25 protein-coding genes are annotated in these 21,920 nt (G+C 69.7%); 10 read left to right on the plus strand and 15 right to left on the minus strand.

The features are described from left to right. Positions 1-4: 4 nt before the first annotated feature. A complete protein-coding gene (locus tag AAF430_04915; protein ID MEM7409564.1) occupies positions 5-388 on the minus strand; it encodes a hypothetical protein in 384 nt (127 codons plus the stop codon). 159 nt (positions 389-547) lie between these two features. Here AAF430_04915 and AAF430_04920 point away from each other — a divergent pair, with 159 nt between their 5' ends. From AAF430_04920 to AAF430_04940, 5 genes are all read left to right on the plus strand, one after another. Next, a complete protein-coding gene (locus AAF430_04920) occupies positions 548-1,561 on the plus strand; it encodes an LLM class flavin-dependent oxidoreductase (GenBank protein ID MEM7409565.1) in 1,014 nt (337 codons plus the stop codon). Beyond that, a complete protein-coding gene (locus AAF430_04925) occupies positions 1,558-2,262 on the plus strand; it encodes a PaaI family thioesterase (GenBank protein MEM7409566.1) in 705 nt (234 codons plus the stop codon). Before AAF430_04920 ends, AAF430_04925 begins: the two co-directional genes overlap by 4 nt. Then, complete coding sequence (locus AAF430_04930) at positions 2,259-3,365, plus strand: DUF3500 domain-containing protein (GenBank protein MEM7409567.1); 1,107 nt, start codon at positions 2,259-2,261, stop codon at positions 3,363-3,365. Before AAF430_04925 ends, AAF430_04930 begins: the two co-directional genes overlap by 4 nt. After that, the gene (locus AAF430_04935; GenBank protein ID MEM7409568.1) at positions 3,362-4,696 is read left to right on the plus strand and encodes a glutathione S-transferase family protein; all 1,335 of its coding nucleotides are present in this window, start codon (positions 3,362-3,364) and stop codon (positions 4,694-4,696) included. The genes AAF430_04930 and AAF430_04935 overlap by 4 nt, the downstream gene beginning before the upstream one ends. 104 nt (positions 4,697-4,800) lie before the next feature. Further along, positions 4,801-5,910, plus strand: coding sequence for a zinc-binding dehydrogenase (locus AAF430_04940; protein MEM7409569.1), 1,110 nt, complete (start codon positions 4,801-4,803; stop codon positions 5,908-5,910). A gap of 4 nt (positions 5,911-5,914) precedes the next feature. Here the strand turns inward: AAF430_04940 and AAF430_04945 are convergent, their stop codons facing one another. The 6 genes from AAF430_04945 to AAF430_04970 are packed head-to-tail and all read right to left on the minus strand — an operon-like array spanning position 5,915 to position 12,053. Next, positions 5,915-7,504 (minus strand): putative ABC exporter domain-containing protein, encoded by a 1,590-nt coding sequence (locus tag AAF430_04945; protein MEM7409570.1) that lies wholly within the window; start codon positions 7,502-7,504, stop codon positions 5,915-5,917. Further along, the gene (gene ccmA, locus AAF430_04950; protein MEM7409571.1) at positions 7,504-8,238 is read right to left on the minus strand and encodes a heme ABC exporter ATP-binding protein CcmA; all 735 of its coding nucleotides are present in this window, start codon (positions 8,236-8,238) and stop codon (positions 7,504-7,506) included. The genes AAF430_04945 and ccmA overlap by 1 nt, the downstream gene beginning before the upstream one ends. Before the next feature lie 42 nt (positions 8,239-8,280). Beyond that, positions 8,281-9,792 (minus strand): AAA family ATPase, encoded by a 1,512-nt coding sequence (locus AAF430_04955; GenBank protein MEM7409572.1) that lies wholly within the window; start codon positions 9,790-9,792, stop codon positions 8,281-8,283. A 58-nt stretch (positions 9,793-9,850) separates the two neighbouring features. Further along, positions 9,851-10,312, minus strand: a complete 462-nt coding sequence (locus tag AAF430_04960; GenBank protein ID MEM7409573.1) for a DUF420 domain-containing protein — start codon at positions 10,310-10,312, stop codon at positions 9,851-9,853. A gap of 14 nt (positions 10,313-10,326) precedes the next feature. Next, positions 10,327-10,878 (minus strand): orotate phosphoribosyltransferase, encoded by a 552-nt coding sequence (gene pyrE / locus AAF430_04965; GenBank protein ID MEM7409574.1) that lies wholly within the window; start codon positions 10,876-10,878, stop codon positions 10,327-10,329. Continuing rightward, on the minus strand, positions 10,875-12,053 hold the full coding sequence (locus tag AAF430_04970; protein ID MEM7409575.1) for an acyl-CoA dehydrogenase family protein: 1,179 nt from the start codon (positions 12,051-12,053) through the stop codon (positions 10,875-10,877). The genes pyrE and AAF430_04970 overlap by 4 nt, the downstream gene beginning before the upstream one ends. A gap of 133 nt (positions 12,054-12,186) precedes the next feature. Between AAF430_04970 and AAF430_04975 the strand changes: the two genes are divergently transcribed. Continuing rightward, a complete protein-coding gene (locus tag AAF430_04975; GenBank protein ID MEM7409576.1) occupies positions 12,187-12,315 on the plus strand; it encodes a hypothetical protein in 129 nt (42 codons plus the stop codon). Here the strand turns inward: AAF430_04975 and AAF430_04980 are convergent. Continuing rightward, the gene (locus AAF430_04980) at positions 12,306-13,724 is read right to left on the minus strand and encodes a choice-of-anchor tandem repeat NxxGxxAF-containing protein (GenBank protein MEM7409577.1); all 1,419 of its coding nucleotides are present in this window, start codon (positions 13,722-13,724) and stop codon (positions 12,306-12,308) included. The two genes, AAF430_04975 and AAF430_04980, sit on opposite strands and share 10 nt — an antisense overlap. A gap of 93 nt (positions 13,725-13,817) precedes the next feature. On the opposite strand from AAF430_04980, the gene tgt reads away from it, so the two are divergent. From tgt to AAF430_04995, 3 genes are all read left to right on the plus strand, one after another. Then, a complete protein-coding gene (tgt, locus tag AAF430_04985) occupies positions 13,818-14,999 on the plus strand; it encodes a tRNA guanosine(34) transglycosylase Tgt (protein ID MEM7409578.1) in 1,182 nt (393 codons plus the stop codon). Positions 15,000-15,092: 93 nt separating this feature from the next. After that, complete coding sequence (locus AAF430_04990; GenBank protein MEM7409579.1) at positions 15,093-15,656, plus strand: hypothetical protein; 564 nt, start codon at positions 15,093-15,095, stop codon at positions 15,654-15,656. A gap of 44 nt (positions 15,657-15,700) precedes the next feature. Beyond that, positions 15,701-16,189 carry a ribonuclease H gene (locus tag AAF430_04995; protein MEM7409580.1) on the plus strand — a complete coding sequence of 163 codons (489 nt, stop codon included), beginning with the start codon at positions 15,701-15,703 and terminating at the stop codon, positions 16,187-16,189. Positions 16,190-16,202: 13 nt separating this feature from the next. Here AAF430_04995 and AAF430_05000 read toward each other — a convergent pair whose 3' ends face one another. The 6 genes from AAF430_05000 to AAF430_05025 form a co-directional block, all read right to left on the minus strand. After that, positions 16,203-16,853: a nitroreductase family protein gene (locus tag AAF430_05000; protein MEM7409581.1), complete on the minus strand. Its 651-nt coding sequence runs from the start codon at positions 16,851-16,853 to the stop codon at positions 16,203-16,205. Continuing rightward, positions 16,846-17,283 carry an EVE domain-containing protein gene (locus AAF430_05005; protein ID MEM7409582.1) on the minus strand — a complete coding sequence of 146 codons (438 nt, stop codon included), beginning with the start codon at positions 17,281-17,283 and terminating at the stop codon, positions 16,846-16,848. Before AAF430_05005 ends, AAF430_05000 begins: the two co-directional genes overlap by 8 nt. After that, complete coding sequence (locus tag AAF430_05010) at positions 17,283-18,482, minus strand: SDR family NAD(P)-dependent oxidoreductase (GenBank protein MEM7409583.1); 1,200 nt, start codon at positions 18,480-18,482, stop codon at positions 17,283-17,285. Before AAF430_05010 ends, AAF430_05005 begins: the two co-directional genes overlap by 1 nt. 102 nt (positions 18,483-18,584) lie before the next feature. Further along, positions 18,585-19,289: a hypothetical protein gene (locus AAF430_05015; GenBank protein MEM7409584.1), complete on the minus strand. Its 705-nt coding sequence runs from the start codon at positions 19,287-19,289 to the stop codon at positions 18,585-18,587. A gap of 79 nt (positions 19,290-19,368) precedes the next feature. Next, positions 19,369-20,136 (minus strand): class I SAM-dependent methyltransferase, encoded by a 768-nt coding sequence (locus AAF430_05020; protein ID MEM7409585.1) that lies wholly within the window; start codon positions 20,134-20,136, stop codon positions 19,369-19,371. Between the two features lie 52 nt (positions 20,137-20,188). Beyond that, complete coding sequence (locus tag AAF430_05025; protein ID MEM7409586.1) at positions 20,189-20,668, minus strand: VOC family protein; 480 nt, start codon at positions 20,666-20,668, stop codon at positions 20,189-20,191. Positions 20,669-20,844: 176 nt separating this feature from the next. On the opposite strand from AAF430_05025, the gene AAF430_05030 reads away from it, so the two are divergent. Further along, entirely contained in the window at positions 20,845-21,276 is a 432-nt protein-coding gene (locus tag AAF430_05030) for a nuclear transport factor 2 family protein (GenBank protein ID MEM7409587.1), read from the plus strand. 32 nt (positions 21,277-21,308) lie between these two features. Here the strand turns inward: AAF430_05030 and AAF430_05035 are convergent, their stop codons facing one another. Beyond that, positions 21,309-21,914, minus strand: coding sequence for an RlmE family RNA methyltransferase (locus AAF430_05035; GenBank protein ID MEM7409588.1), 606 nt, complete (start codon positions 21,912-21,914; stop codon positions 21,309-21,311). Positions 21,915-21,920: the final 6 nt, after the last annotated feature.

Raw genomic sequence — 21,920 nt, forward strand, 5'->3', positions numbered from 1 at the left:
GGTATCACGCCGCGCTGGCGACCTCCGACAGCGGGGTCGTGCCGGCCCGCACGGTTCGGACGCTGCGCACGAGGGGGCGCGCATACGCCTCGGTCCAGCGGTGGTCGCAGTGATCGCAGGCGCCCAGCAAGAGCACGTGGGCCTCGTTGGCCGCCGGCGAGACGTCGACCTCGTCGAGGGTGACGCGGTGCGATCCGCACACAGCGCAGTGGGGCGCCGTCGATGCGCCCGAGGTGCTGCGCCAGACGTCTCCACCGACGTCGGCGCGGCGCTCGATCGAGCGATCCGACGTGCGCGGGTCGAGGCCTTCCTGCTCCAGGCGGTCGAACCCGTCCCGGCGGTCGAGCTGTTCTCGTCGTTCGCGATCGTTTCGATGGACTCGCGGCATCCGATGGTCCTCCTCCGCACCCCTTGGTGAGTCTCAGGAAACCGAAGCCACGTGACACATCCGGTCACGCCCTCGGGGACATCAGACGATTCTGTCCGGGCACGGAACGCTGCGTCTCGATACGATCCGGCTCGGAACCCCACGCCGAGGAGACCCCCCATGCGCGTCGGCATCATTCTCACAGCGGGCACTGCCCGCGGCGATCTCGACCTCGCCGTGCGCGCCGAAGCGGCGGGCTTCGACGGCGTCTACACGATCGAGTTCTTCAACCGCCACGGCTACGTCCCCCTCGGAGCCATCGCCCAGGCCACCTCGCGGGTGCGGATCGGAACGGGTATCGCGAACGCCTTCACCCGCAGCCCGTTGCTCCACGCCAGCGCCGCGATGGATCTCGACGAGCTCTCCGAGGGTCGCATGGTGCTCGGCCTGGGCAGCGCGACGCGGCGCATGAACGAAGACTGGTACGACGTGCGCTTCTCGGCACCCGCGCCCCGGATGCGCGAGCTCGTCGAGCTATTGCGGGCCGCCTTCGCGGCCAGCGACGGCGTAGGCTTCGAATGGGAGGGCGCGCACTGGCAGCTCAAGGTGCCGATCTACTCGCGACCCGGCGCGGTGCGCAGTGACATCCCGATCTGGATCGCCGCCGTGAACCGCGGAATGATCGCGGCCGCTGGCGCCGTCGCCGACGGACTCGTCGGCCACCCCATCGCCACGCGTCGCTGGCATCGGGAAGTCACGCTCCCCGGCTTGCGCAAGGCCGAGGCCGCGGCGGGCCGCGACGAAGGCGCCTGTCGCCTCGCGCCCTACGTACTCACGTCGATTCAGGAAGACCGCGCCCTCGCAATCCAGGACGCGAAGAACCAGATCGGCTTCTACTTCACGACCGGCCTCTACCACACCATCCTCGACTTGCACGGCATGCGCGAAGTCGGCGAAGCCTGCCGCGCCGCGCTCAAGAAGATGGACACGAAGGCCATGGCGGAAGCCATCCCCGATGCGCTCGTCGACGAGGTCGCGATCGCCTGCACACCGGACGAAGCCGTCGACCGACTCACCCAGTGGAAGGACCTCACCGAGGATCCCCTGCTCTACGCGCCGAGCGTCGGTGTACCGCGGGAACGCCTCGAGCAGAACCACGCCGCGACCCTCGACCTGTTCGCGAGCGCCACGTGAGCGAGGAGCAGGACCGGTTCGAGGAGCCGTACGACGTCCGCAAGGAAGAACCCGGCAAGTGGGACCAGAAGCGTCGGCTCGCCGACGCCATGCGTCTGGTGATCGAGCGGTTGGTCTCGAGCGACGCGCCCGAGGCCGAGCTGTCGCGCGCGGCCGACGCGCTGGAGCAGTACGCCGACAACCTCGCCACCCACCCACGCCTGAAGTATGTCCACGGCTACGCCGAGAGCGCGAACGCCGGGGACACCTCGGCCTTCTTCGACCGCAGCCCGATGATCGGCCTGGCGAACCCGCTGGCTCCACCCGTGCGCCTCGGACGCACCGGCGACACCACCGCCGAGGGACGCGTGACCTTCGGATCGGCCTACGAAGGCCCGCCCGGACACGTCCACGGCGGCTACGTCGCGGCAGCCTTCGACGAGGTACTGGGCTTCGTGCAATCGCTCTCGGGGCGCCCCGGGATGACGGGGACCCTGACGGTCCGCTATCGCAAACCCACACCGCTCCACACCGAGCTGCGCTTCGAGGCCGAGTACCTGCGCGCCGAAGGTCGGAAGCTCTTCACCGAAGCGCGCGTGCTCGCCGACGGGGTGCTGTGCGCCGAAGCCGAGGGCATCTTCGTCTCGATGGAACGCGAACGCTTCGCCGTGCTCGAAGCAGTGCGGGCCGAGCGCGAGGCGGCCCGGGACGACTCCGAGTGAGGCGCCGCGCTCTCTGGCTCGGCATCGTCCTGGCGGGAGCATTCGGCGCGGTCGCACTCGCCGACACCGAAGCCGACACGCTGGGCCACCGCGCCGCGGCTTGGCTCGCGAGCCTCGACAGCGACCAACGCCGCGCCGCCCGCTACGAGTGGGAAGACGACGAACGCTTCGACCTGCGGCTCGCGCCGATCGGCCTCGAGGGTGTCCGACGCCGAGATCTGGACGATTCCCAGTGGCGCGGGCTGCGCCACGTGCTCGCCGGCGCGCTGAGCGAGCAGGGCCTCGCAAAGGTCGAGACGATCATGAGCCTCGAGCGCGAGGTGCGTCGCCGCGATCGCGAATCCCTCCTCGGCGGCTGGTTCGGGGGCTTCATTCACGGCGAGGACCTCTACTACACGTCGGTCTATGGGGAACCCGACGCCGGGACGCCCTGGGGCCTGCGTTTCGACGGCCACCACGTCTCGCTCAATTGGACCGTCGATGCATCGGGGCGCGTCTCGACGACACCCTTCTTCCTCGGCGGAGAGCCCCGGGAAGTGCCCGCCGACTGGGAACGCGCGGGCTTGCGCGTGCTGGCCGACGAGGAGGATCGCGGCGGCGCCGTGCTGGCAGCGCTCACGGCGGAACAGCGGGCGGCTTCCGAGCTTCCCTTCACCCTCGCCAGTGGCATTGCCGGCAACGACCGCGCCCACTTCCTCGGAGAGGGCGCCCGCGTCGACGCTTCCGAACCCGCCGGCGTGGCCTACGCGGGGCTCGGCCCCGCGGCCCAGGCGGCCGTCGATGCGCTGCTCGAGGCCTACCTCGCAAACTTCGCCGCACCGCTTGCGACGCAGCATCGTGCGGCCGTCGACGCCGGCGGACGCGGACGGCTGCACTTCGCGTGGTCGGGGAGCCTCGCGCCGGGCGCGCCGGGCTACTACCGGCTGCAGGGCCCGGACCTCCTGATCGAGTTCGACAACACGATGGAAGCCGCCGATCACGTGCACCTGGTGGTGCGCCGCTTCGACGGCGACTTCGGACGCGATCTCCTCGCCGAGCACCACGCGCGACATCACACGCCCCACCGAAGCGCGCGGGCCGACCACGAGGGCCTCGCCCGATGAGCGATCGCTACCGCCTCTTCTCCTGGGAGCACAGCTACTTCTCGGGAAAGACCCGCGCTTATCTCCGCTACAAGGAGCGCGCCGGCGCGCTCGGTGCCGGCTTCGAAGACATCCTGGCCACGCCCGAGCTGATCCAAGGGCTCTTGTTGCCCCGTTCGGGCAGCGGTGCCGTGCCCCAGCTCCAGACGCCCGACGGAAGCTGGGTGCAGGATTCGAGCGAGATCATCGATGTCTGCGAGGAGCGGCATCCCGACACGCCCGTCCTGCCCGACACCGGCGCCGCACCGCGGCAGGCCGTGGCCAGTGCACTCCTCGAGCTCCTCGCCGACGAGTGGGTGGTGGTCCCGGCGTTCTGGGAACGCTGGTACTTCAGTGAGGACGACCGCGCACCCAGCCACCGCGGCTTCAACGAACAGCAGTGGGGTGCGGTGTTGGCCCCCGATGCGACGGGCGCGGAACGCCGCGCCGCAGGTGCGGCCTTCTTCGAAACCGTCTTCGGGATCTCGGAAGCGCGCACCGCGCCGCGCGGGGTCTACGCCGGGCTCGTGCAACTCGGCGTCGACGAGAACACGGAGCCCGCGTGGCAAGCCAGCCAGCACCGACTGCTCGAGCGTCTCGAACGCCTGTTCGGCGAACACGACTTCCTGCTCGGCGGACGACCGAGTCTGGGCGACTTCGGCCTGCTCGGACCGCTCTATCCCCACCTCTACCGCGACGCTGTCTCGGGCTTTGCCTTGCGCACCCACTTCCCGCTCGTTTGTGAGTGGGTGGAACGCACCAACGGCGAAGGCGCCCTCAACGCGCGGCGCCCGGGGCAGAAGCTCTACTCGCTCGACGAAACCGGTGCGCTCGTCGCCCGCGTCGCCACCACCGACGGGGGCGAGTGGCTCGCGGACGACGCGCTCCCCGAGCGGCTGGCGCCGGTGATCGCCGTCTTCTTCGAAGAGATGTGGCCGGTGCTGTGCGATGCCGCGGACGCGCTCACCCGGTTCATCGCGGGACCGGATCACGCGGCGGGGAGCGAGCTCCCCGGGAAGACCTTCACCGCGACGCCGGGCTTCGAAGCCCTGCAGACGGGGGAAGGGGCACTCACGCATGCCTTCGAGCTCGGGGGCGTGGCGGGGCGCCGCATGGTGATTCCCTACCAGATCTGGATGCTCCAGCGGCTCGAGCGCGTGGTCGCTCGGGCCCGGGCGAAGCCCGAGGGGGCGGCGTCCCTCGACGCCTGGCTCGCCGGCTTTCCCCGCGGCCACGAGCTGCTCGAACTCGACGCGCGGCTGGCCGGTTGCCGCGTACGCAAGGAAGGCGCTCGCCTCTTCTCGGTCGCCTGAGCCGTTCTCGGTCGCCAGCCGGCAGGACACTCCGCTGCCCCTCGCGGGGCGCCTCGAACGCCCTACCTTCCGGTCGTTCCGAATCCCGAAACCAGGAGACCACCGTGCGCGCTGCTCTGCTCGAAGCCCCTCGCAAACCGCTGGCCATCGTCGACGACCTCGAGATCGATGCCCCGGGTCCGGGCCAGGTTCGCGTCGACGTCTCGCATTGCAGTCTCTGCCACTCGGATCTCGGCTTCGTCGACGCCGAACACGACGGGGGCAACTTCCCCATCGTGCTGGGCCACGAAGCAGCCGGCGTGGTCGAGAGTGTCGGCGTCGGCGTCGACCCGAGCGAACTCCAGCCCGGCGACAAGGTGGTGCTCACCCCGTGCCCGCCCTGCGGCACTTGCTACTGGTGCGTGCGCAACGAGCAGGCCCTGTGTCGCAACTCGGACAACATCCTCACGAGCACCTTCAGCGACGGCAGCACCGGCCTGCGCCGCGGCGACACCGTCGTGTACCGCGGTCTCGGCGTCGCGGGGCTCGGGTCCCAGGTACTCACCCAGAGCACCGGCGCCGTGAAGATCCCCGCGGACGTCCCCACCGAGGTGGCCTGCGTGATCGGCTGCGCGGTGCAGACGGGCGTCGGGGCCGTCCTCAATACGGCCCAGGTCGAACCCGGTGCCACGGTCTTGGTAATGGGTGGCGGCGGCATCGGCCTCTCCATCCTCCAGGGCGCCCGGATCGCCGGCGCATCGCGGATCATCGTGTCAGACCCGGTGGCCGAGCGCCGCGAGTTCGCCCAGCGGCTCGGCGCCACCCACACCCTCGACCCCTCGGAAGTCGACGTGATCACCGAGTGTCACAAGCTCACGAACGGGATCGGGGTCGACTACGCCTTCGACGCAGCCGGTGCGGCAGCCCTCGTTACGACCGGGATGTGGGCCAGCCGCAAGGGCGGCACGATCGTGCTCGTCGGCGCGGTCCCCCCCGACCAACCCGTGCAGGTGTCTCCCGCCGCGCTCTTCGCGGTGCAGGAAAAGAAGCTCGTCGGCTGCCTGCTCGGCAGCTGCAACTCCCAGCGCGACGTGCCGCGTTTCCTCGAGCTCTGGCGCGCCGGCAAGCTCGACCTGCCGGGCATGATCAGCTCGTGCCGTCCGATCGACGCCGTGAACGAAGCCTTCGACGACCTGCGCCACAGCCGCGGCGTGCGGCACGTGCTGGCGTTCTAGGGCGCTAGCGAAGTCGCGTCACGTCGAAGCGCGTAAAGGCGTGGGCGACCGCAACCGCGCCGGCGGCGCAGGCGAAGCCCGCGGACACGATCGGGACACCGATCGCGGCCCAAGGAGATTGCGTCGCCACGAGGGCCAGCTGGCCCGATGCCAGCACCGCACCGAGCACGAGTGCCAGCCCGAGGAACTTCACCATCGCCGTGCCCAGGGTGCGGCCCACGAAGCCGACGTCGCCCGGGTCGTCGGGGACGGTTCGATACGGGAGCCAGAGGAACACCCAGTTGTCGATGCAGAGGGCGATCCAGCTGACGACCGGAAGCACGGCGAGCCAGACCAGCGCCCAGGAGAACGACAACACGCCGGTCAAGGAAACCAGCGCCAGCACCCCCGCGGCCTGAATCGTCGTTGCGAGTGCCACGGCCGGTATCAGCTGCCCGACCGCGAGGGCGAGTGGCGGCACGGGCCAGCTCTTCAACAGATCCATCCGGTCGAAGTCCCGACGGAAATCGCAGGCCAGGTTGTCGCCCATCAGGAGCGGCAGGGCCGTGGCCAGGAACATCCCGGAAAACGCCAGCGGCACGATCAGCGACGGGTCGCCGCCGCGCAACCACGGGATCCCCAGCGACGCGCTCGTCGCCAGTGCCACCACCGAGAGGACGAGCAAGATGCCGCGCGGGTTGCGCGCCAACTCTTGCGTCTGCCGCCAGGCCACGGGCCCCACGCCCGCCAGCTGCGGGAACATCGGCACGCGGCGTTGGGTGCTCGGGCCCGTGTCGAAGACCCCGCCACTGCGCATGCGCGAGAGCCGACGCTGGCGACGCTCGCTCTGCGTCACCGCCGCTTCGCGGTAGGGGACGTCGAGCACGACGATATGGGTGACGAGGGCCGCAAGGATGCCGACGGCCACCACCATGTGGCCGAGCCAATCGAGGCCTCCGCTCGCGCCGATCACCCCCAGGAAGGGTTGGGTCGGTGCCGTGACGAAGCCGAGCACCTTCGATTCGAGGAAGAACGCGCGAAACTGCAGATCGGGCGAAGCGCGCAACTCGAGCGCCGCCGCGACGACGGGGCCCAGGAAGATCAACGTGAGCCCCGCGCGCACGAGCCAGACCGGCACGCGCTCGCCGAGCCATGAGCGTCCGACCGCGATCCACTGGGCCGAGATCTGCAGCAAGAGAAACACGAGCGTGTAGCCCGTAAAGGATGCGACCCAGCTCGGGCCGCGCCAGGCGGGAAGGAGCGAGAGCAGCAAACCCGAGAACACGGCGACACGCGCTCGCTCGGCGATGTTGTAGAGCACGAGGTCGCGTCGGGTGAGCGGCGCGGTGAAGAGCCAGTCGACGTCGGGCGGGCGGAAGTAGAGACCCACCGGCGAGAACGCGCCGAGCACCACGAGCACCATGAGTGCCGATGGACCGTAGACGTAGAGATTGCCGCCTACCCCCGGGCCGCCTCGCGAGGTCAGCACGATCATCCCCGCGAAGAAGAAGAGGCCGATCGTCGCCAGCACCCCCCGCGGCGTGCGCCAACGCTGCCACCAGCCCCGCGCCGCGCTGCGCGAGTCGCGCCAGACGAGCCAGACGAGCGGATGCACTAGACGCGCACGCCGGCTTCGGTCGCACCGAAGAAGATCTCTTCGAGCGATGCATCGTCTTGCAGCGTGGGGAGCTCGGCCGCGATCTCGGCCTTCGCCCCATGAAACAGCTTCTTCCCCTGGTGCAGAATCAGGAACTGGCTGCAATGGTGTTCGATCTGGCCCAGCAAATGGCTGCTCATCACCACCGCATGTCCGGCATGGGCATGGGAGCGAATCGTCTCGAAGAGCGTCCGAATCCCGCGCGGGTCGAGCCCGACGAGCGGCTCGTCGAGGATCAAGAGGCGCGGCGTGTGGAGCAACGCGGACGCCACCGCCACTTTCTGGCGCATCCCACGGGACAGCGACTCGGCCAGGGTGTCGCGCCGGTCGTCGAGCTCGAGGTTCTCGAGCAACTCGCCGGCCCGCTTCTCCCAGCCGTCGACCTGGTAGAGCCGAGCCGAGAGTTCGAGATGCTCCCAAACGCTGAGTCGACCGAAGAGGTTGGGCTCGTCCGGGACCAGGGCCATGCGGCGCTTCGCTTCAGCGGGATCGGCCGCGGTGTCGATACCGCTGATCTCGATCTGTCCCGACTCACTTCGGATGATCCCGGCGATGCAGCGCAGGGTGGTGGTCTTGCCGGCACCGTTCGGGCCCACCAGCCCGAGGATCTCGCCCGCGCGCAAGGTGAAGCTCAGGTCGTCGACGGCGGTGCGCTCTTCGAACCGCTTCACCAGATTGCGCACCGTCAGCATGGCCCGCGACTCTAGCTCAGCGGAGGTCGCTCTCGGCGCCGCCTAGCGACCGACCGGGACGAAGCGTTCGGCCGCCAGCGACCGCAGCCGGTCGATGTCTTCGCGGCGACTCACCGCGAGGGGGACCGTGCCATCGAGCTCCCGCAGCAGGTGGGCGTCCGTGAGCGGCTGGCGCTCGTGAAGACTGCGATACAGGGCTGCGATGACAGCCTGTTCGATCTCGGCCCCACTCATGCCGTCGCTCGCGAGCACCAGGTCGTCCAGCTGGTGTCCCTGCGGATCCTGTTCGCGCAGACGCAGGTGGATCTCGAAGATCGACCTCCGCTCGGGGGATTTCGGCAGATCGACGAAGAACACCTCGTCGAAACGCCCGCGGCGCATCAGCTCCGGTGGCAACGCGAACACGTCGTTCGCCGTCGCCACCACGAAGACCGGGGCGCTCTTCTCCTGGAGCCAGGTCAGCAGATGCCCCTGCACGCGCCGACTGAGGCCCCCGTCGTTCGCGTCGTCTCCCGAGGACGACGACCCGAAGGCCTTCTCGATCTCGTCGATCCAGAGCACAGCGGGCGCCAACCCTTCGGCCAGCTGCAGCGCGCGCCGCAGATTCTTCTCGGTCTCGCCGATGTACTTGTCGTAGAGCCGACCCGCATCGAGCTTCAGGAGCGGCTGTTGCCAGGCGCGCGCGATCGCCTTCGCGGCGAGCGACTTCCCGCAACCCTGGACACCGGCCAGCAGCAGGCCCTTCGGCGGAGCGAGATTCAGGGCGCGGGCGCGTTCGCTGTAGCCCTCGCGCGCCCGCTCGAGCCATTCCTTCAGCCGCTCGAAGCCGCCGATCTCGAATGCGTTGTCGCCAGCCGGGTAGTACTCGAGGATGCCGTCGTCCTGGATCCAACGCGCCTTGCGATCGACGACCGTCGCGACGTCGTCGGCCGCGAGCTTGTTGTCTTGCAGGGCCACATAAGTGACGGCCTGCCGCGCTTGATTCAGGGTCAAGCCGCGCACCGCTTCCAGCAGCGCCGCCCGATCCTTCGGGTCGAGCGCCACTTCCACCTTCGGGCGCTCGGCCAGCGAGTCGAGCGCGCCGTCGATCGCGCTTTCGAGTTCACGCTCGGTGGGCAAGGCCAAGGGTAGATGCACCGCGTGGTGCTCGAGCTCGGGAGTCAGCGTGACGTTCGTACCGGTGAGCAGCACTGCCGAGCCGCGCTGTTCGAAGGCCTGGCACACCTCGCGCAAGAGGCGCGCGACCAGCGGCGTCTCGAGATGGGTCGAGAAGTCCTTCAGCCAGAACATCCCGTCGCGGTCCATCGCGAGGAGGTGTTGAAGTACACCCTCGGGTGTCTGTGTCGTCGCGATCGGGTTGCCGCCCCGCGTGTGGTCGCTCGCAAAGTGAAGGCCACGCGAGATCGACCACTCGAAGAGCGAGATCGCCAACCGGTGCGACGCCGCCATCGCCAGCCGCCGCGCCCGATCCTCCTCGGAGGTCTCGATCACGATCAGCGGATGGTACGAACCCACCAGCACCACGAGCTCATGCAGGGTGCTCGCCAGGGTCACCCCGGGAAGCTAGACGCGCTCGTTGTGGAGCGCGAGCAGCCGGACCGAAGCGGCGCCGTCAGAGTGCGCGCCAACCCATGCCGCCCCAGACACCGATCGCGGTCACGAAGGCGAAGAGCCCCGCCCAGGCAGCGATCTTGCCGGCGCGCGTGTGCTGGAGACCTCCGGGAAGCGGCGATCCGGGCAGCTTCGGAGGCTCGCCGAGCTCGCCTTGGAAGCGCCAGGCCCGGTAGAGCGCCACGCTGCTCGCCACCAGCATCACGGCAATGCAGCACTCGTGGAGATAGAGAATCGCGTAGTCGAGTGCGGTCCAGGCGCTGCGGTCCTCCTTGCCGAGGAACGCGACCTTCCCGATGTAGGAAGCCAGGAACAACACGACCAGGCCGCCGGCGATGCGCATACCGCGGCGGTGCCGGACGATGTCGCCCGCGCGCACAGCCACGATCGCCCGCCAGCCCACGAAGACGATCACCGCCAGGTTGACCAGGGCGGCCGTCCAATACACGAGCTTCGGATCCATGGGACCCGACCAGCTTAGACGGGCAGGTCGCCCCGTGTGAAGAGGGCTTCGAGCGAAACACCCCGAGACGCGAACGCCTCGCTGCCGCCTTCGCCCCGATCCACCAGGCAGATCACGCGGGCGACCTTGCCGCCGGCCGCCTCGACGAGATCGAGGGCCTGGAGCGTGGAGCCGCCCGTCGTGACCGTATCCTCGACGAGCGCCACCGGGCGCCCGGGCTCGAAGCCGCCCTCGATCTGGCGTCCCAGGCCGTGGCCTTTCTTCTCCTTGCGCACGAAAAAGCCGAGCAGGGGGGTCTCGGTGTCGCGCGCCGCCGCCGCGGCGAGCACCGCGGACACCAGGGGCACCGCCCCGACCGCCATCCCACCCACGGCGTCGACGGCGGGACCGCGACTCAGGGTGTCGAGCACCAGCTCGCCGGCGAGCTGGACGCCGCGCGGCCGCATCAGGGTCTGACGCAGGTCGAGGTAGAAGTCGCTCTCCTTGCCGCTCGCGAGTACGACCTTCTCCCGGCGGAAGGAGACCTCGAGGATCAGATCGAGGAGCTGCTGGCGGGCGTCGCTCATTGCTTGCGGATCCCCAGCGCGAACTCGGCGACCATCTTGCGGTGCAGGTCGCTGGTGCCTTCGCCGAACTCGAGGGCCTTGGCCTCGAGCAGCAGGCGCCCGATCTCGTACTCGGCCGTAACGCCGTAGCCGCCGTGGATGCCCATCGCGTCGAGCGCATTGTGCGTCGCGGCCTCGCTGGCCATCAGCTTCGCGAGCGACGACTCCATCGTGGCGCGCTCGACGCCGGCGTCCTTCATGCGTCCGAGCCGGTAGACGACGCCGCGCGCCCCCTCGGTGCGGATGATCATGTCGGCGATCTTCTTCTGGGTCATCTGGAACTCGCCGATCTTCTGGCCGAAGGCCTCGCGCTCGTCGGCGTAGGACACAGCGAGATCGATGCAGCGCTGGGACTGGCCGAGACAGCGCGCCGCCACCGAGTAGCGCCCCATGTCGAGGGCCGACCCGAGCACCGGGAAGCCGCCGCCCGGCGTACCGATCAGGTGCTCGTCGGGCACGAAGGCGTCTTCGAAGTGGACCTCGGCGAGGTTGTCGCGCTTGAGCGTGCGCATCGGGAACTCGCCGATCGAGATCCCCTTCGTCTCACGCGGATCGACCAGGAAGGCGGTCACGCCCTTGTGCTTCTTGTCGAGATCGACGGACGCGACCACGAAGAAGAGCCCCGCGTGGGCGGCGTGGCTGATGAAGACCTTCGTGCCGTTCAACAGGTAGCCACCGTCGACCTTCTTGGCGGTCGACTTCAGGTTGCCGAGGTCGGTACCGCCGCCCGGCTCGGTCAGGCAGGCCGAGGTGATGCAGTCGCCCGACGCGATCTGGGGCAGCCACTTCTCCTTGAGGGCGTCGTTGCCCCAGCGCAGGATCGTGCCGCCGACCAGCGAGTTGCTGACCGAGACCACCGAGGCGACCACCCAGTCGACGCGCGCCAGCTCCTCGCAGATGATCCCGTAGGTCATGACGTCGGAGAACGATCCGCCGTACTCCTCGGGGATCATCGGGCCCATCAGGCCGAGCGGGGGGAGCTTCTCGATCAGCTCGAGGGGGTACTTCTCCTCGCGCTCGTAGCGCTCGACGTGGGGCAGGATCTCGTTCTCCGCGAACTCGCGGACGGTCTGCCGGACCAGCCGCTGCTCGTCGTTGAGGTCGAAATCGGCCAGGCGGTCCTGGGGGTTGGACATGTTTCCTCCGGGGGGCCGTCCAGCATAGCGCCCTCACGTAAAGGGCCCGGGACGGCCTCTAGCGGCCGTTTCCGGGGGTTTTGCGGTGCCTGGCGGCCTCGCCTACGCTCCCGCGTCCCACTGGAGACGGCACGTGAAGAAGGCGAAGGCGCTTCCCCACAGAAATCGCAACAAGAGCGCGCGACACCGGTCGAAGCTCAAGGCGAAGCACAAGCGCGTGCGCCTGCGCCGCAGCTCCGGCGGCCGCAAGACCTACCGGTAGAGCGACCCCGGGCGCGCCACCGCTGCGCCCTGTCGCCAGGCACCGAGCCCCGCCGCGCCCAGCAAGAGCGCTGCGGCGAAGACCGCACCCCAGGGACCGAGTCCCGGGGCCGCGGGCAGACGCCGTGTGGCTTTGAAGATGCCGCCGTTCGTCGTGGAGCTCGAGGTCAGCCCGTAGAACACCACGTCTCCCCGGTCGTTCGCGGAGATCGTGGAGAACTCGCCGAACGTGCCGCCACCGGGCACCGGGACCGGACGATCCTCGAGGACCACGGGGCGCACGACCCCGTCCGACGCGAAGAAGATGCCATCGTCGAGAGGCGTCGAGTAGCGCGCGGCGAAGAAGACCTCGCCGGCATCGTTGATCCCGGAGGGGGGCGGCACGCGCCCGTACATCTCACCCCCGGTATCGGGAGCGACCTGATCCACGATCGCCACGAGCGAGTCGGTGCCACCCGCGTCCACGAAGATGCCCTCGAGCAGCACCCCCGGCGGCGGCGGGTCGACGGTGACCCCGGTGTAGAAGGCCGCGACACCGCTGCCGTTCACGACCGGGGACATCATGTTGAAGGGAATGCCGCCCGGGATCGGGCTCAGGTAGATCCCACCGCCCGTACCGGGGGCGGGATCTCCGTCGAGCGCCAGCGCGCGTTGGACCCCGTCCTCGTCGAGGAAGATTCCGTCGGTGATCCCGTTGCTGTCCGTGTCCGCCTCGAAAACGACGTCTCCGGTGGATCCGATCCTCGTGCGACAAAACAGCTGGGTGTAGGTTGCGCCCCCGGTCCCGGGCGCCGGGTCCCCAACGAGCGCCACGGGGCTCGCGACGTTGTCCGCCACACGAACGATGCCGCGGGTCACGGTTCCGCCGGAGATCCCCGTACACGTCGCGATGACGCCCGAATCGCTGACCGTGAACTCGCTAGCCGTGAAGGTCAGCGTTCCGCCACCGGTTCCCGGGACGGGGATTCCGCTCTCCACCGCCACGGTGTGGACGCCATCCACGACCTTGAAGATGCCCGGCGTCCCCACGGTGCGCGTCGCCCGGACGTAGATGGCACCCGCATCGTCGATCGCCGCGCTATCGACGAGCGCATAGCTGCCTCCCCCCGGCGCCGGATCCCCCTCGACCAGCACCTGGGTGATCACACCATCGCGGTTCAGGTAGATGCCTTCGGCCTGTGTACTCTTCAGTCTCGCCTTGAAGACCACGTCGCCTGCATCGTTGATGCTCTGTCCCCCGAGATGCAGGCGGAAGACCTCCAGGGAATCGCCACTCGTCCCGGGAGCAGGCTGGTCCGTGATTACGACAGCCGACAGGTCGTAGCCCTGGGACCAGGCGGGTGCCGCCACGCCCAGGGACAACGCGAGCCCGGCTGCGACGAGCGAACGCATGTTGCGGTGTCGGTCCATGCTTCCTCCGAGGGCTGCCACGCATCGTATCACCGGATCCGACCGCGCCGTGGCCGCGCGCTGGCTTCGCGCAGATGCCGTAGCATCCGCGCCATGCCCCCGGCCCCTGCCCAGCCCTTCACCTTCGCCCTCGAGGGTCGCTCGGGCGACGCCCGTGCGGGTGCGTTCTCGACGCCCCACGGTGCCTTCCGCACACCGGCCTTCATGCCCGTCGGCACCCACGGAGCGGTGAAGGCGATGGCGCCCGATCAGGTGGCCGAAACGGGCGCCGAGATCATCCTCGCCAACACCTATCACCTGTCGCTGCGCCCGGGCGAAGCGCTCGTCGAGAAGTTCGGCGGGCTCCACGCGTTCATGCGCTGGGACGGGCCGATGCTCACCGACAGCGGGGGCTTCCAGGTGTTCTCCCTGCCGAAGTCGGAGATCAGCGACCGGGGCGTGCGTTTTCGCCACGAGGTCGACGGCTCCCACGTCGAGTTGACTCCCGAGCGCGCCGTCGAGATCCAGCATGCGCTGGGGGCCGACATCCTGATGGCCTTCGACGAGTGCACGCCGTACCCGGCCGACGAGAAGCTCGCGCGCACCGGCGTGCGCCGCACCCTGGCCTGGCTCGAACGCTGCGCGAAGGCCCACGCCGGCACGCGCAATCAGGCGCTCTTCCCGATCGTGCAGGGCAGCACCTACAAGCATCTGCGCGAGAGCTGTGCCCAGTCGGTCGTCGCGATGGACCTGCCCGGTGTCGCGATCGGCGGCGTCTCCGTCGGTGAAGGCCACGACCTGCTCGTCGAGGTCACGCGCTGGACGGTGCCCTTCCTTCCCGAGGACAAGCCGCGCTACCTGATGGGGGTCGGGCTGCCCGAAGACCTGCTCGCCGCGATCGGTTTGGGCATCGACATGTTCGACTGCGTGATCCCCACCCGCTTCGCGCGCAGTGCGACGGTCTTCACGCGACGCGGGCGTATCCGCCTCACCCACCGGCGCTATCGCCACGACGCCTACCCGATCGATCCCACCTGCGACTGCGCCACTTGCGCGGGGGGCTTCACGCGCGCCTATCTCCATCACCTCTACGCCGCGAACGAGATCCTGTCGGCGATGCTGGCCTCGGTCCACAACGTGCGTTTCTACCAGCGGCTGGTCGGCGACGCGCGGCGGGCCATCCTCGAGGGCGCCTACGACGATTTTCGCGCCGATTTTCTCGGGGAGTACGCGGCAGCGAATGCGCAGGAAGCGCGCAAGCCAGCGGCAGGGAAGCGCCGCAGACCCGCGCGCTGACGACGCGGGCGCGGTTTGTGACTTCCATCACTAAGGTCTGCGTCGCGCGGGTCGATGGATCTCTGGTGGAGGGGCCCCACGTACCCCCCTCCCATGTCCTCCCCCCGCCCCTCCCTGCTAGGCGCCCTGTGCGCCCTCGTGTTCGCGCTCGGCGCTTCGGCCGAGCCGGCGGCACTCGCCTCGGATGCGGACCCGTCCGAGCGGTTCACCGTGCCGCCCCTCGCGGCGATCGCGAAGCTGCCCGTGACCCTTTCCCAGAAGTTCCACGGTCAGGAGCGGGCCGACCTCGCGCGACAGCGCGCGGAACTGCAGGCCGGTCGGGCCGAGGATCCTCGCGGCCTCGTCTTCCGGACCCAGAGGGCCGGTCCCGTCTTCGTGCCGACGGCCCATGCGCGACCGGTGAGTGGGACGCGGGCGCGTTCCCAGAACATCGGCGGCGTCGGGTTCTGGGCGGCTGGCAACGGCTTCGCCGTCGGACGTCGCTCGGCGGGCTACGGCGTCGAGTGCGGTGCGGCGGTTCCGGTCGGCGAGCGGCTCGGCATCACCGCCGGCTACCGCATCGCCGGCTTCGCCCGCGGTGATCGGCTCGACGCTGCGATCTCCGAAGTCGAGGCGCGCATCGGCGCGCCCTTCGTCGGGCTCGACCTCCGCTTCTAGTGCGCGCGGGCCGCGCGGCCCGTGGACGGCTACAGTGCGGCGCCGTGCCCAACGATCTCCTGACGCCGCAAGAAGTCCTCCGTCGCTACAGCGCCGGCCCCAAGGACGGTGTGTTCACCGACGGATCCTGTGAAGGCAACCCCGGCCCAGGTGGCTGGGGCGTGGTGTGGGTCGAGAACGACGAGGTGCGCGAGGAGCACAGCGGTCGCGACGTGGACACGACCAACAATCGCATGGAGCTCGCCGCCCTGATCGCGGCCTACGAGATGGTCCCGGAAGACGAAGCGGTGACCATCTATTCGGACAGCCAGCTCTGCGTGAAGACGGTCAACGAGTGGGCCGCCGGCTGGGAGAAGCGGGGCTGGCGCCGCAAGAGCGGCCCGATCGCGAATCTCGAGCTGGTGCAGCGCCTCTACGCGCTTTCGAAGACACGTCCGCGGGTCACGCTCACCTGGATCCGCGCCCACGACGGATCGAAGTGGAACGAGTACGCCGACGCCCTCGCAAACGGCTATATGCGCGGCGAGGACTGACGCGCACGAAGTCCTAGGCCTCGAAGCGCTCCCAGGAGAGACACTCGTCCACCGAGCGGCGCGGCGGGCGTCCGAACTTCCCCAGTGGCCAACCGATCGGCAGCATTGCGCAGGTCGGGCGGTCTTCGGGCAGCCCGAGGTAGGCGTCGAGCTCGGCGCGGAAGGACAGGTGGAGCGTCGTGAGTGACGCGCCCAGACCCACCGCGCGGCACGCGAGCAACACGTTCTGGATGCAGGGGAAGAGCGCCTGGAGCTGAGGTTCGCCCCTCCGCTTCCAGCCCGCGACGAAGAGCAGCACCGGCGACTCGTGAAGATGGTCGGCGAGGTGCAGGGCCGCCTTCGCGTTGCGTCGCTTCGCGTCCGGGAAGTCCGGATCCTTGGCGCGCTCCAGCGCCGGCCCGATGTACTCGTGAAAGACCGGGCGGTAGCGTTCGGCGACCCAGGCGCGCCGCTCGGGCTCGGTGACGGCGATGAAGTTCCAGGGCTGCCGATTGCCGCCGCTCGGCGCGAAGGTGCCCGCCTCGCAGACCTTGCGGATCAGCGCGTGCGGGACCGGCTTCGTGTCCAGGCGTCTGATCGCGCGCGCGGTGCGCATGCCCTCGAGGAGCGGCACGTCCTCACCGATGGCCTCGATGTCGAGGCCTCCGGTCTCGCGTTCAGCCACGCGGCAGCTTGGTCTTGCCGAGCTTCAGGATGCGCTCGAAGGCGGGCTTCTCGATCGGCATCACAGAGAGCCGGCTCTGGGTGACGAGCGGGATCTTCGCCAGCGACGCGTCGGCCTTCACGTCGGCCAGGGTGACCGGCTCCTTCAGCGCGACGACGGGAACGAGGTCGACGACCACCCAGCGATCGTCATCGGTGGTGGGATCCTGGTAGGCGGTCTTCGTCACCTTCGCGACGCCCACCACCTCCTTGCCCTCGTTGCTGTGGTAGTAGAGCACGCGATCGCCGACGGCCATCGCGCGCAGGTTGTTGCGGGCCTGGGCGTTCCGGACGCCGTCCCAGTAGGTGGACCCGTCCTTCGTGAAGTCGTCCCAGCTGTACTTGAAGGGCTCGGATTTCACGAGCCAATGTTGGGCGGCGCGGCGCGGCACTAGCGGAGCTCCTCTTGGGTTTCGCGCCGCATGATCGCGTGGGCCCAGTGCGCCGCCAAGCCCCGCGGCGCCAAGCGCTGGGCGGCGTTGGCGCGCAGCCAGTTGTACCAGCCCGACACCACCGAAGGCTGCTGGCCCAGCGCATCGAGAGCCGTCGCGACGACCGTCTCGGGGGCCTCCCCCTCGTGGGCGATCTCGCGCGCCACCTCCTGGAACTCGGTCTCCGTCGAACCCGGCTCGACCACCAGCACGTCGACGCCGTGGGCGCGGCCCTCGACGTAGAGCGCCTCGCCGAGCAGCTGATCGAAAGCCTTCGTGGCGGCGTAGGCCGCGTGCAGGGGCAGGGGCTGCCGCCCGGACACCGAGCCGGTGAAGATCACGGCGCCGCGCCCTTCCTGCTGCATGCGCGGCAGGATCCGCCGCGTGAGCAGGAGCGGCGCCAGACAGTTCACCATCACCATGTCGCGCAGGCGCTCGGCCTGCAGCGAATCGAAGCGGCCGCGCCCACCGAAGCCGGCGTTGTTGACGAGCACCCCGATCGGCAGGTCCGACACAGCGCGGGCGAGCCGTTCGGCACCTTCGGCGTTGGCGAGGTTCTCCTCGACCACGCGGGTCTGCACCTGGAAGCTCTTCTCGAGTTCGCTCGCCAGCGCTTCGAGCCGATCCTTGCGTCGCGCCGTCAGCACCACCGACAGGCCTTCGCGTGCGAGCGCACGTGCGAACGCGGCCCCGATCCCGGCGGAGGCGCCCGTCACCAACGCCCACTCGCCGTAGCGCTCGCGCAGGCTGTCGCGCTGCGCCCCGAACAGGGGCTCGGCCCGCCACAGCTCGCGCGTGAGCCAGGCAAAGGGCAGGAACGAAACCGCCCCGAGCAGGAAACTGCCGCGGTAGGCCCAGGGCCAGACGAGCATGCCGATCGCCACGCTCCCCGCGTACACCGCGGCCCAGGGGAACATCCACGCGCGCATGCGGAGGAAGCCGTAGAAGCCGGCGGCGTAGATGGCCCAGTGCGCCAGCGTCGTGAGCTTGGCGGCCCAGCCGGTGAACATCACGCCGAACCAGACTTCCTCGTCGACGGCTGCGGGCTTCACGAAGAAGTCCCAGGGCACGTACACGAAGGTCATGTACGCGCAGAAGACCATCAGCACGTTCATCCAGGTGGGGCGCCCGTCGAAGACGTCGGCGAGCCAATCACGCATGGACGCACCCGTGCGATTCGGGGGTGGGCATGGGGGCAGCTCCGGGGGTGTGGGAACTGGGATGGTACCAAGCCCGCTTCGGTCACGGCCCGGCGAAAGGCGTCAGTCGGCGGTCGGCGGACTCGCGAGTCGCTCGGCCACGACGGAGAAGACGTCCGCAGAAAACCCCAGGCCGACGTGGGTCGCATTCACCTCGACGTGTTCGACCCGAGGGCTGCGCTCATCGATGCACGCCTGCCACGCAACGACGCCGTCGCGTTTCGAGTAGATCGCGGTGACCGGTCGCTGCAGGGGTGTGTCGTAGCGCGCATCGACCTCGGCCTCGACCTCGTCGAGGTCTACCCCCTGTCGCGCGTAGAGGGCGCCGACCGTCGTGTACTTCGGTCCCCCGACGACGGGGCTGCCGAGGGTGATCACCTGGCGCACCAGCTCGGGTTCGTCGCGGGCGGCTTCCCGCGCGAGGTAGCCACCGAGGCTCCAACCCACCAGCGAGATCGGCTCACCGGCGTCGCGGTGGCAGGCACGCAGGCGTTCGACCACCTCCGGGAGCAGGGCCGGCACGTCGCCGCGGTTGGTGCCGAGCTCCCAACCCACCGGGCGATGGCCGAGCCAGCGGAGGTAGCCGCGCAGGGTCAGGGTGGACGCGTCGCCGGCGCCATAGCCGGGGAGCACGAGCACCGTGCCGCCATCGCCGCGGGGACCCTGCAAGAGGCCGGGCAGACGGAACGCCAGCCGCGGAAACTCGAAGGCGGCTTCGGCTTCGCGCAGCAGGCCAGTGGCGGAGGGCGGAGTGATGTCGCGTTGCATCGGAGGAGCCTCGGGGATCGGGCGCGGCCAAAGACTAACCGACGCGCCAGACGCCGCTCAGTGACACGGCCGGCGGGGCTCAGCGCGCCTCGAGAGCCACCTGGCGCAGGCCCCAGGTGATCTCGGCGGGCGCGCCGCGTCCCTCGCTGTGCGCGCTGAGAGCGTGGGCCAGTGCCTCGCGCTCGGGGGCGGTCGTGCGGGACACGATCACCGGGTTCGCACGCAGCGTCTCCCAGTTCAGGGCGAACATGCCGCCGGCGTCGACCGGATCGACCGGGAGCCGGCGGAGTGCGTTGTGACAGGCGCGCGGTTCGTCGGCGAACCGTTCGGCGAGACGCGGGCCCACGTAGAGTTGCTGGCCCTCGGCGTCGAGCAGCGCCGCCACGTGACCGAGGTAGTCGCGAAACGCCGGCTCCTCGGTTTCGATCGTCTCGACCTCGTCGAGGAGCAGTCGACCACCGGGTGCGAGTTGGGACGCAAAGCAACCGATCGCCTGCTCGGCGTCCTCGAGATGGGACACCAGGAAGCGCGCGTAGATCGTGTCGGCGGGCGCGCCCGGGTACGGCGTCTCCAGTACGTGGTGAGCCACGAAGCGTGCTTCGGGTGCGCGCTCCCGGGCCGCCGCGACATAGCGCGGCGACGCGTCGAGGCCGATCGTCTCGGCGCAACCGAGGGTGCGCTGCACCAGCGGCGTGGTGTGGCCGGGGCCGCAGCCGAGGTCGATCGCGCAGCGCCCGCCGCGACGACCGACTTCGGTGAGGAAGGGTTCGGACGCGGGTGCGAAGACGCGCGCTACGAGGGCGAGCCGGCGCTCGGCCGGGTCGGAGTCGCCGAAGGTGTAGGCCATGGCCGTGCGCCTCGTTGCGCCCGCCCGTCGTCCGGTGCGACGATCCAGAGCCTCACAGCGAAGCGGCCTGCCCGAACGCCGCGATCACGTCCGGCGGCGCCTGCACGAGCTCGATGAGCACGCCTTCGCCGCTCGCCGGACTGTCCGCGTTCCCCTTCGGATGGATGAAGCAGACGTCGTGGCCAGCGGCGCCCTTGCGGATGCCGCCCGGCGTGAAACGCATGCCCTGCTCCTCGAGCCACTTCACCGCGGCCGCGAGGTCGTCGACCCAGAGACCGACGTGGTTCAGGGCGGGCTCGTGCACCTTCGGCTTCTTCTCCGGATCGAGGGGCTGCATCAGGTCGACCTCCACCCTCAGCGGGCCCGAGCCGGCCACGGCGATGTCCTCGTCGACGTTCTCCTTCTCGCTCTGGAAGTCGCCCTCGAGGGTGAGGCCCAGGAGATCGATCCAGGTGCGGCGCAGCGCGTGCTTGTCGAGACCGCCGACGGCGATCTGCTGCAGGCCCAGGACACGGAAGGGACGTTCGGACATGGGGAGCTCCTTGCTGGGCGGATCAGGTTATCCGGTCCGGGCGGCCACGCACCCCTGGGCAGAACGGCCCGAAAAAAGCCTCCGACGCGCGTCGCGAACGCGCGAGAATCGAGCGTCCGACGGCGGACCCGCCGCCGCCCGCGCCGTTCCCCGGCGCGCCCCACCGAGGAGAAGGCATGGAGCCCGTCGAGGAGCTGCTGGCGATCGAGGCGATCCGCCAGCTCAAGGCCCGCTACTTCCGCTGCATGGATACGAAGGATTGGGAAGGCCTGGCCCAGGTCTTCGCCAGCGATGCGGTGCTCGATCACACCGAAGCCGAGATGAACCACACCGTGACGGGCCGGCAGGAGATCGCCGACTCGATCCGCAAGGCAGTCGCGGAGGTGACCACGGTGCACCACGGACACATGGCCGAGATCGAGATCCTCTCGCCCACCGAGGCGCGGGGCGTGTGGGCCATGGAGGACATGCTCTGGTGGCCGGAAGGGGGACCGACCCAGGCCATGCACGGGTACGGCCACTACCACGAGGAGTACCGCTTCGAGGACGGGGCCTGGCGGATCTCCTTGAACCGGCTGACCCGCCTGCGCCTCGACTTCACGCGCTGAGTCGCGCGAGGCGCTCCCGCTTCGCGGCGGGATCAGGCGCCCCGGTAGGTCGACCCGAACCAGTAGCGCTCGGTGGTGCCCTTGCGGCTGGCCTCGGGCCGCAGCGAGCGCGACTTCCCGAACACCCCGCGTAGGCGGCGCTCGGCTTCCTGGGCTTCGGGTCCCTCCATCAGCTTCAGCACCAGACTGCCGCCGGGCCGGAGGAGCCGTGGCAGGACCGCCTCGATCGCGGCGAGCAGCACCTCTTCCCGCGCTCGGTCGGTGGCGCGGACCCCGGTGAGCTTCGGGGCCGCGTCGGACAGCACCACTTGCGCCGGGCCGCCCGCCGATTCCAGAACCGCTTCGAGAACCGAGGTTTCCGAGAGGTCCCCGGTAAATGCGAACACGTTCGCGAGACCCAGGGGAGGGTCGATCTCGGCCAGATCCACGCCGACGACCCGCCCTTTCGGCCCAACGCACTCCGCGGCGACCTGCAGCCAGCCCCCGGGCCAGCAGCCCAGGTCGATCACGGTCTGGCCGCGACGCAGCACCTGGGTCCGGCGCTGGATCTCCTGCAGCTTGTAGGCCGCGCGCGACGCGTAGCCCTCGCGCTTCGCCTTCTGGTGGAAGGCGTCCTTGCGGTCGTAGCGGCGGGCCATCGCGAC

It is taken from the genome of Myxococcota bacterium, assembly GCA_039030075.1.
In the GTDB taxonomy this organism is placed as follows: domain Bacteria; phylum Myxococcota_A; class UBA9160; order UBA9160; family SMWR01; genus JAHEJV01.

What these genes read in the sequence shown, in the direction of transcription:
- AAF430_05025 (MEM7409586.1), bottom strand. Translation starts at nt 20,668, where the DNA reads ATGTCCGAACGTCCCTTCCGTGTCCTGGGCCTGCAGCAGATCGCCGTC.
- AAF430_05030 (MEM7409587.1), top strand. Translation starts at nt 20,845, where the DNA reads ATGGAGCCCGTCGAGGAGCTGCTGGCGATCGAGGCGATCCGCCAGCTC.
- AAF430_05020 (MEM7409585.1), bottom strand. Translation starts at nt 20,136, where the DNA reads ATGGCCTACACCTTCGGCGACTCCGACCCGGCCGAGCGCCGGCTCGCC.
- AAF430_04960 (MEM7409573.1), bottom strand. Translation starts at nt 10,312, where the DNA reads ATGGATCCGAAGCTCGTGTATTGGACGGCCGCCCTGGTCAACCTGGCG.
- AAF430_04980 (MEM7409577.1), bottom strand. Translation starts at nt 13,724, where the DNA reads ATGGACCGACACCGCAACATGCGTTCGCTCGTCGCAGCCGGGCTCGCG.
- AAF430_04990 (MEM7409579.1), top strand. Translation starts at nt 15,093, where the DNA reads ATGTCCTCCCCCCGCCCCTCCCTGCTAGGCGCCCTGTGCGCCCTCGTG.
- ccmA (MEM7409571.1), bottom strand. Translation starts at nt 8,238, where the DNA reads ATGCTGACGGTGCGCAATCTGGTGAAGCGGTTCGAAGAGCGCACCGCC.
- AAF430_04915 (MEM7409564.1), bottom strand. Translation starts at nt 388, where the DNA reads ATGCCGCGAGTCCATCGAAACGATCGCGAACGACGAGAACAGCTCGAC.
- tgt (MEM7409578.1), top strand. Translation starts at nt 13,818, where the DNA reads ATGCCCCCGGCCCCTGCCCAGCCCTTCACCTTCGCCCTCGAGGGTCGC.
- AAF430_05010 (MEM7409583.1), bottom strand. Translation starts at nt 18,482, where the DNA reads ATGCGTGATTGGCTCGCCGACGTCTTCGACGGGCGCCCCACCTGGATG.
- AAF430_04970 (MEM7409575.1), bottom strand. Translation starts at nt 12,053, where the DNA reads ATGTCCAACCCCCAGGACCGCCTGGCCGATTTCGACCTCAACGACGAG.
- AAF430_04935 (MEM7409568.1), top strand. Translation starts at nt 3,362, where the DNA reads ATGAGCGATCGCTACCGCCTCTTCTCCTGGGAGCACAGCTACTTCTCG.
- AAF430_05035 (MEM7409588.1), bottom strand. Translation starts at nt 21,914, where the DNA reads ATGGCCCGCCGCTACGACCGCAAGGACGCCTTCCACCAGAAGGCGAAG.
- pyrE (MEM7409574.1), bottom strand. Translation starts at nt 10,878, where the DNA reads ATGAGCGACGCCCGCCAGCAGCTCCTCGATCTGATCCTCGAGGTCTCC.
- AAF430_04920 (MEM7409565.1), top strand. Translation starts at nt 548, where the DNA reads ATGCGCGTCGGCATCATTCTCACAGCGGGCACTGCCCGCGGCGATCTC.
- AAF430_05015 (MEM7409584.1), bottom strand. Translation starts at nt 19,289, where the DNA reads ATGCAACGCGACATCACTCCGCCCTCCGCCACTGGCCTGCTGCGCGAA.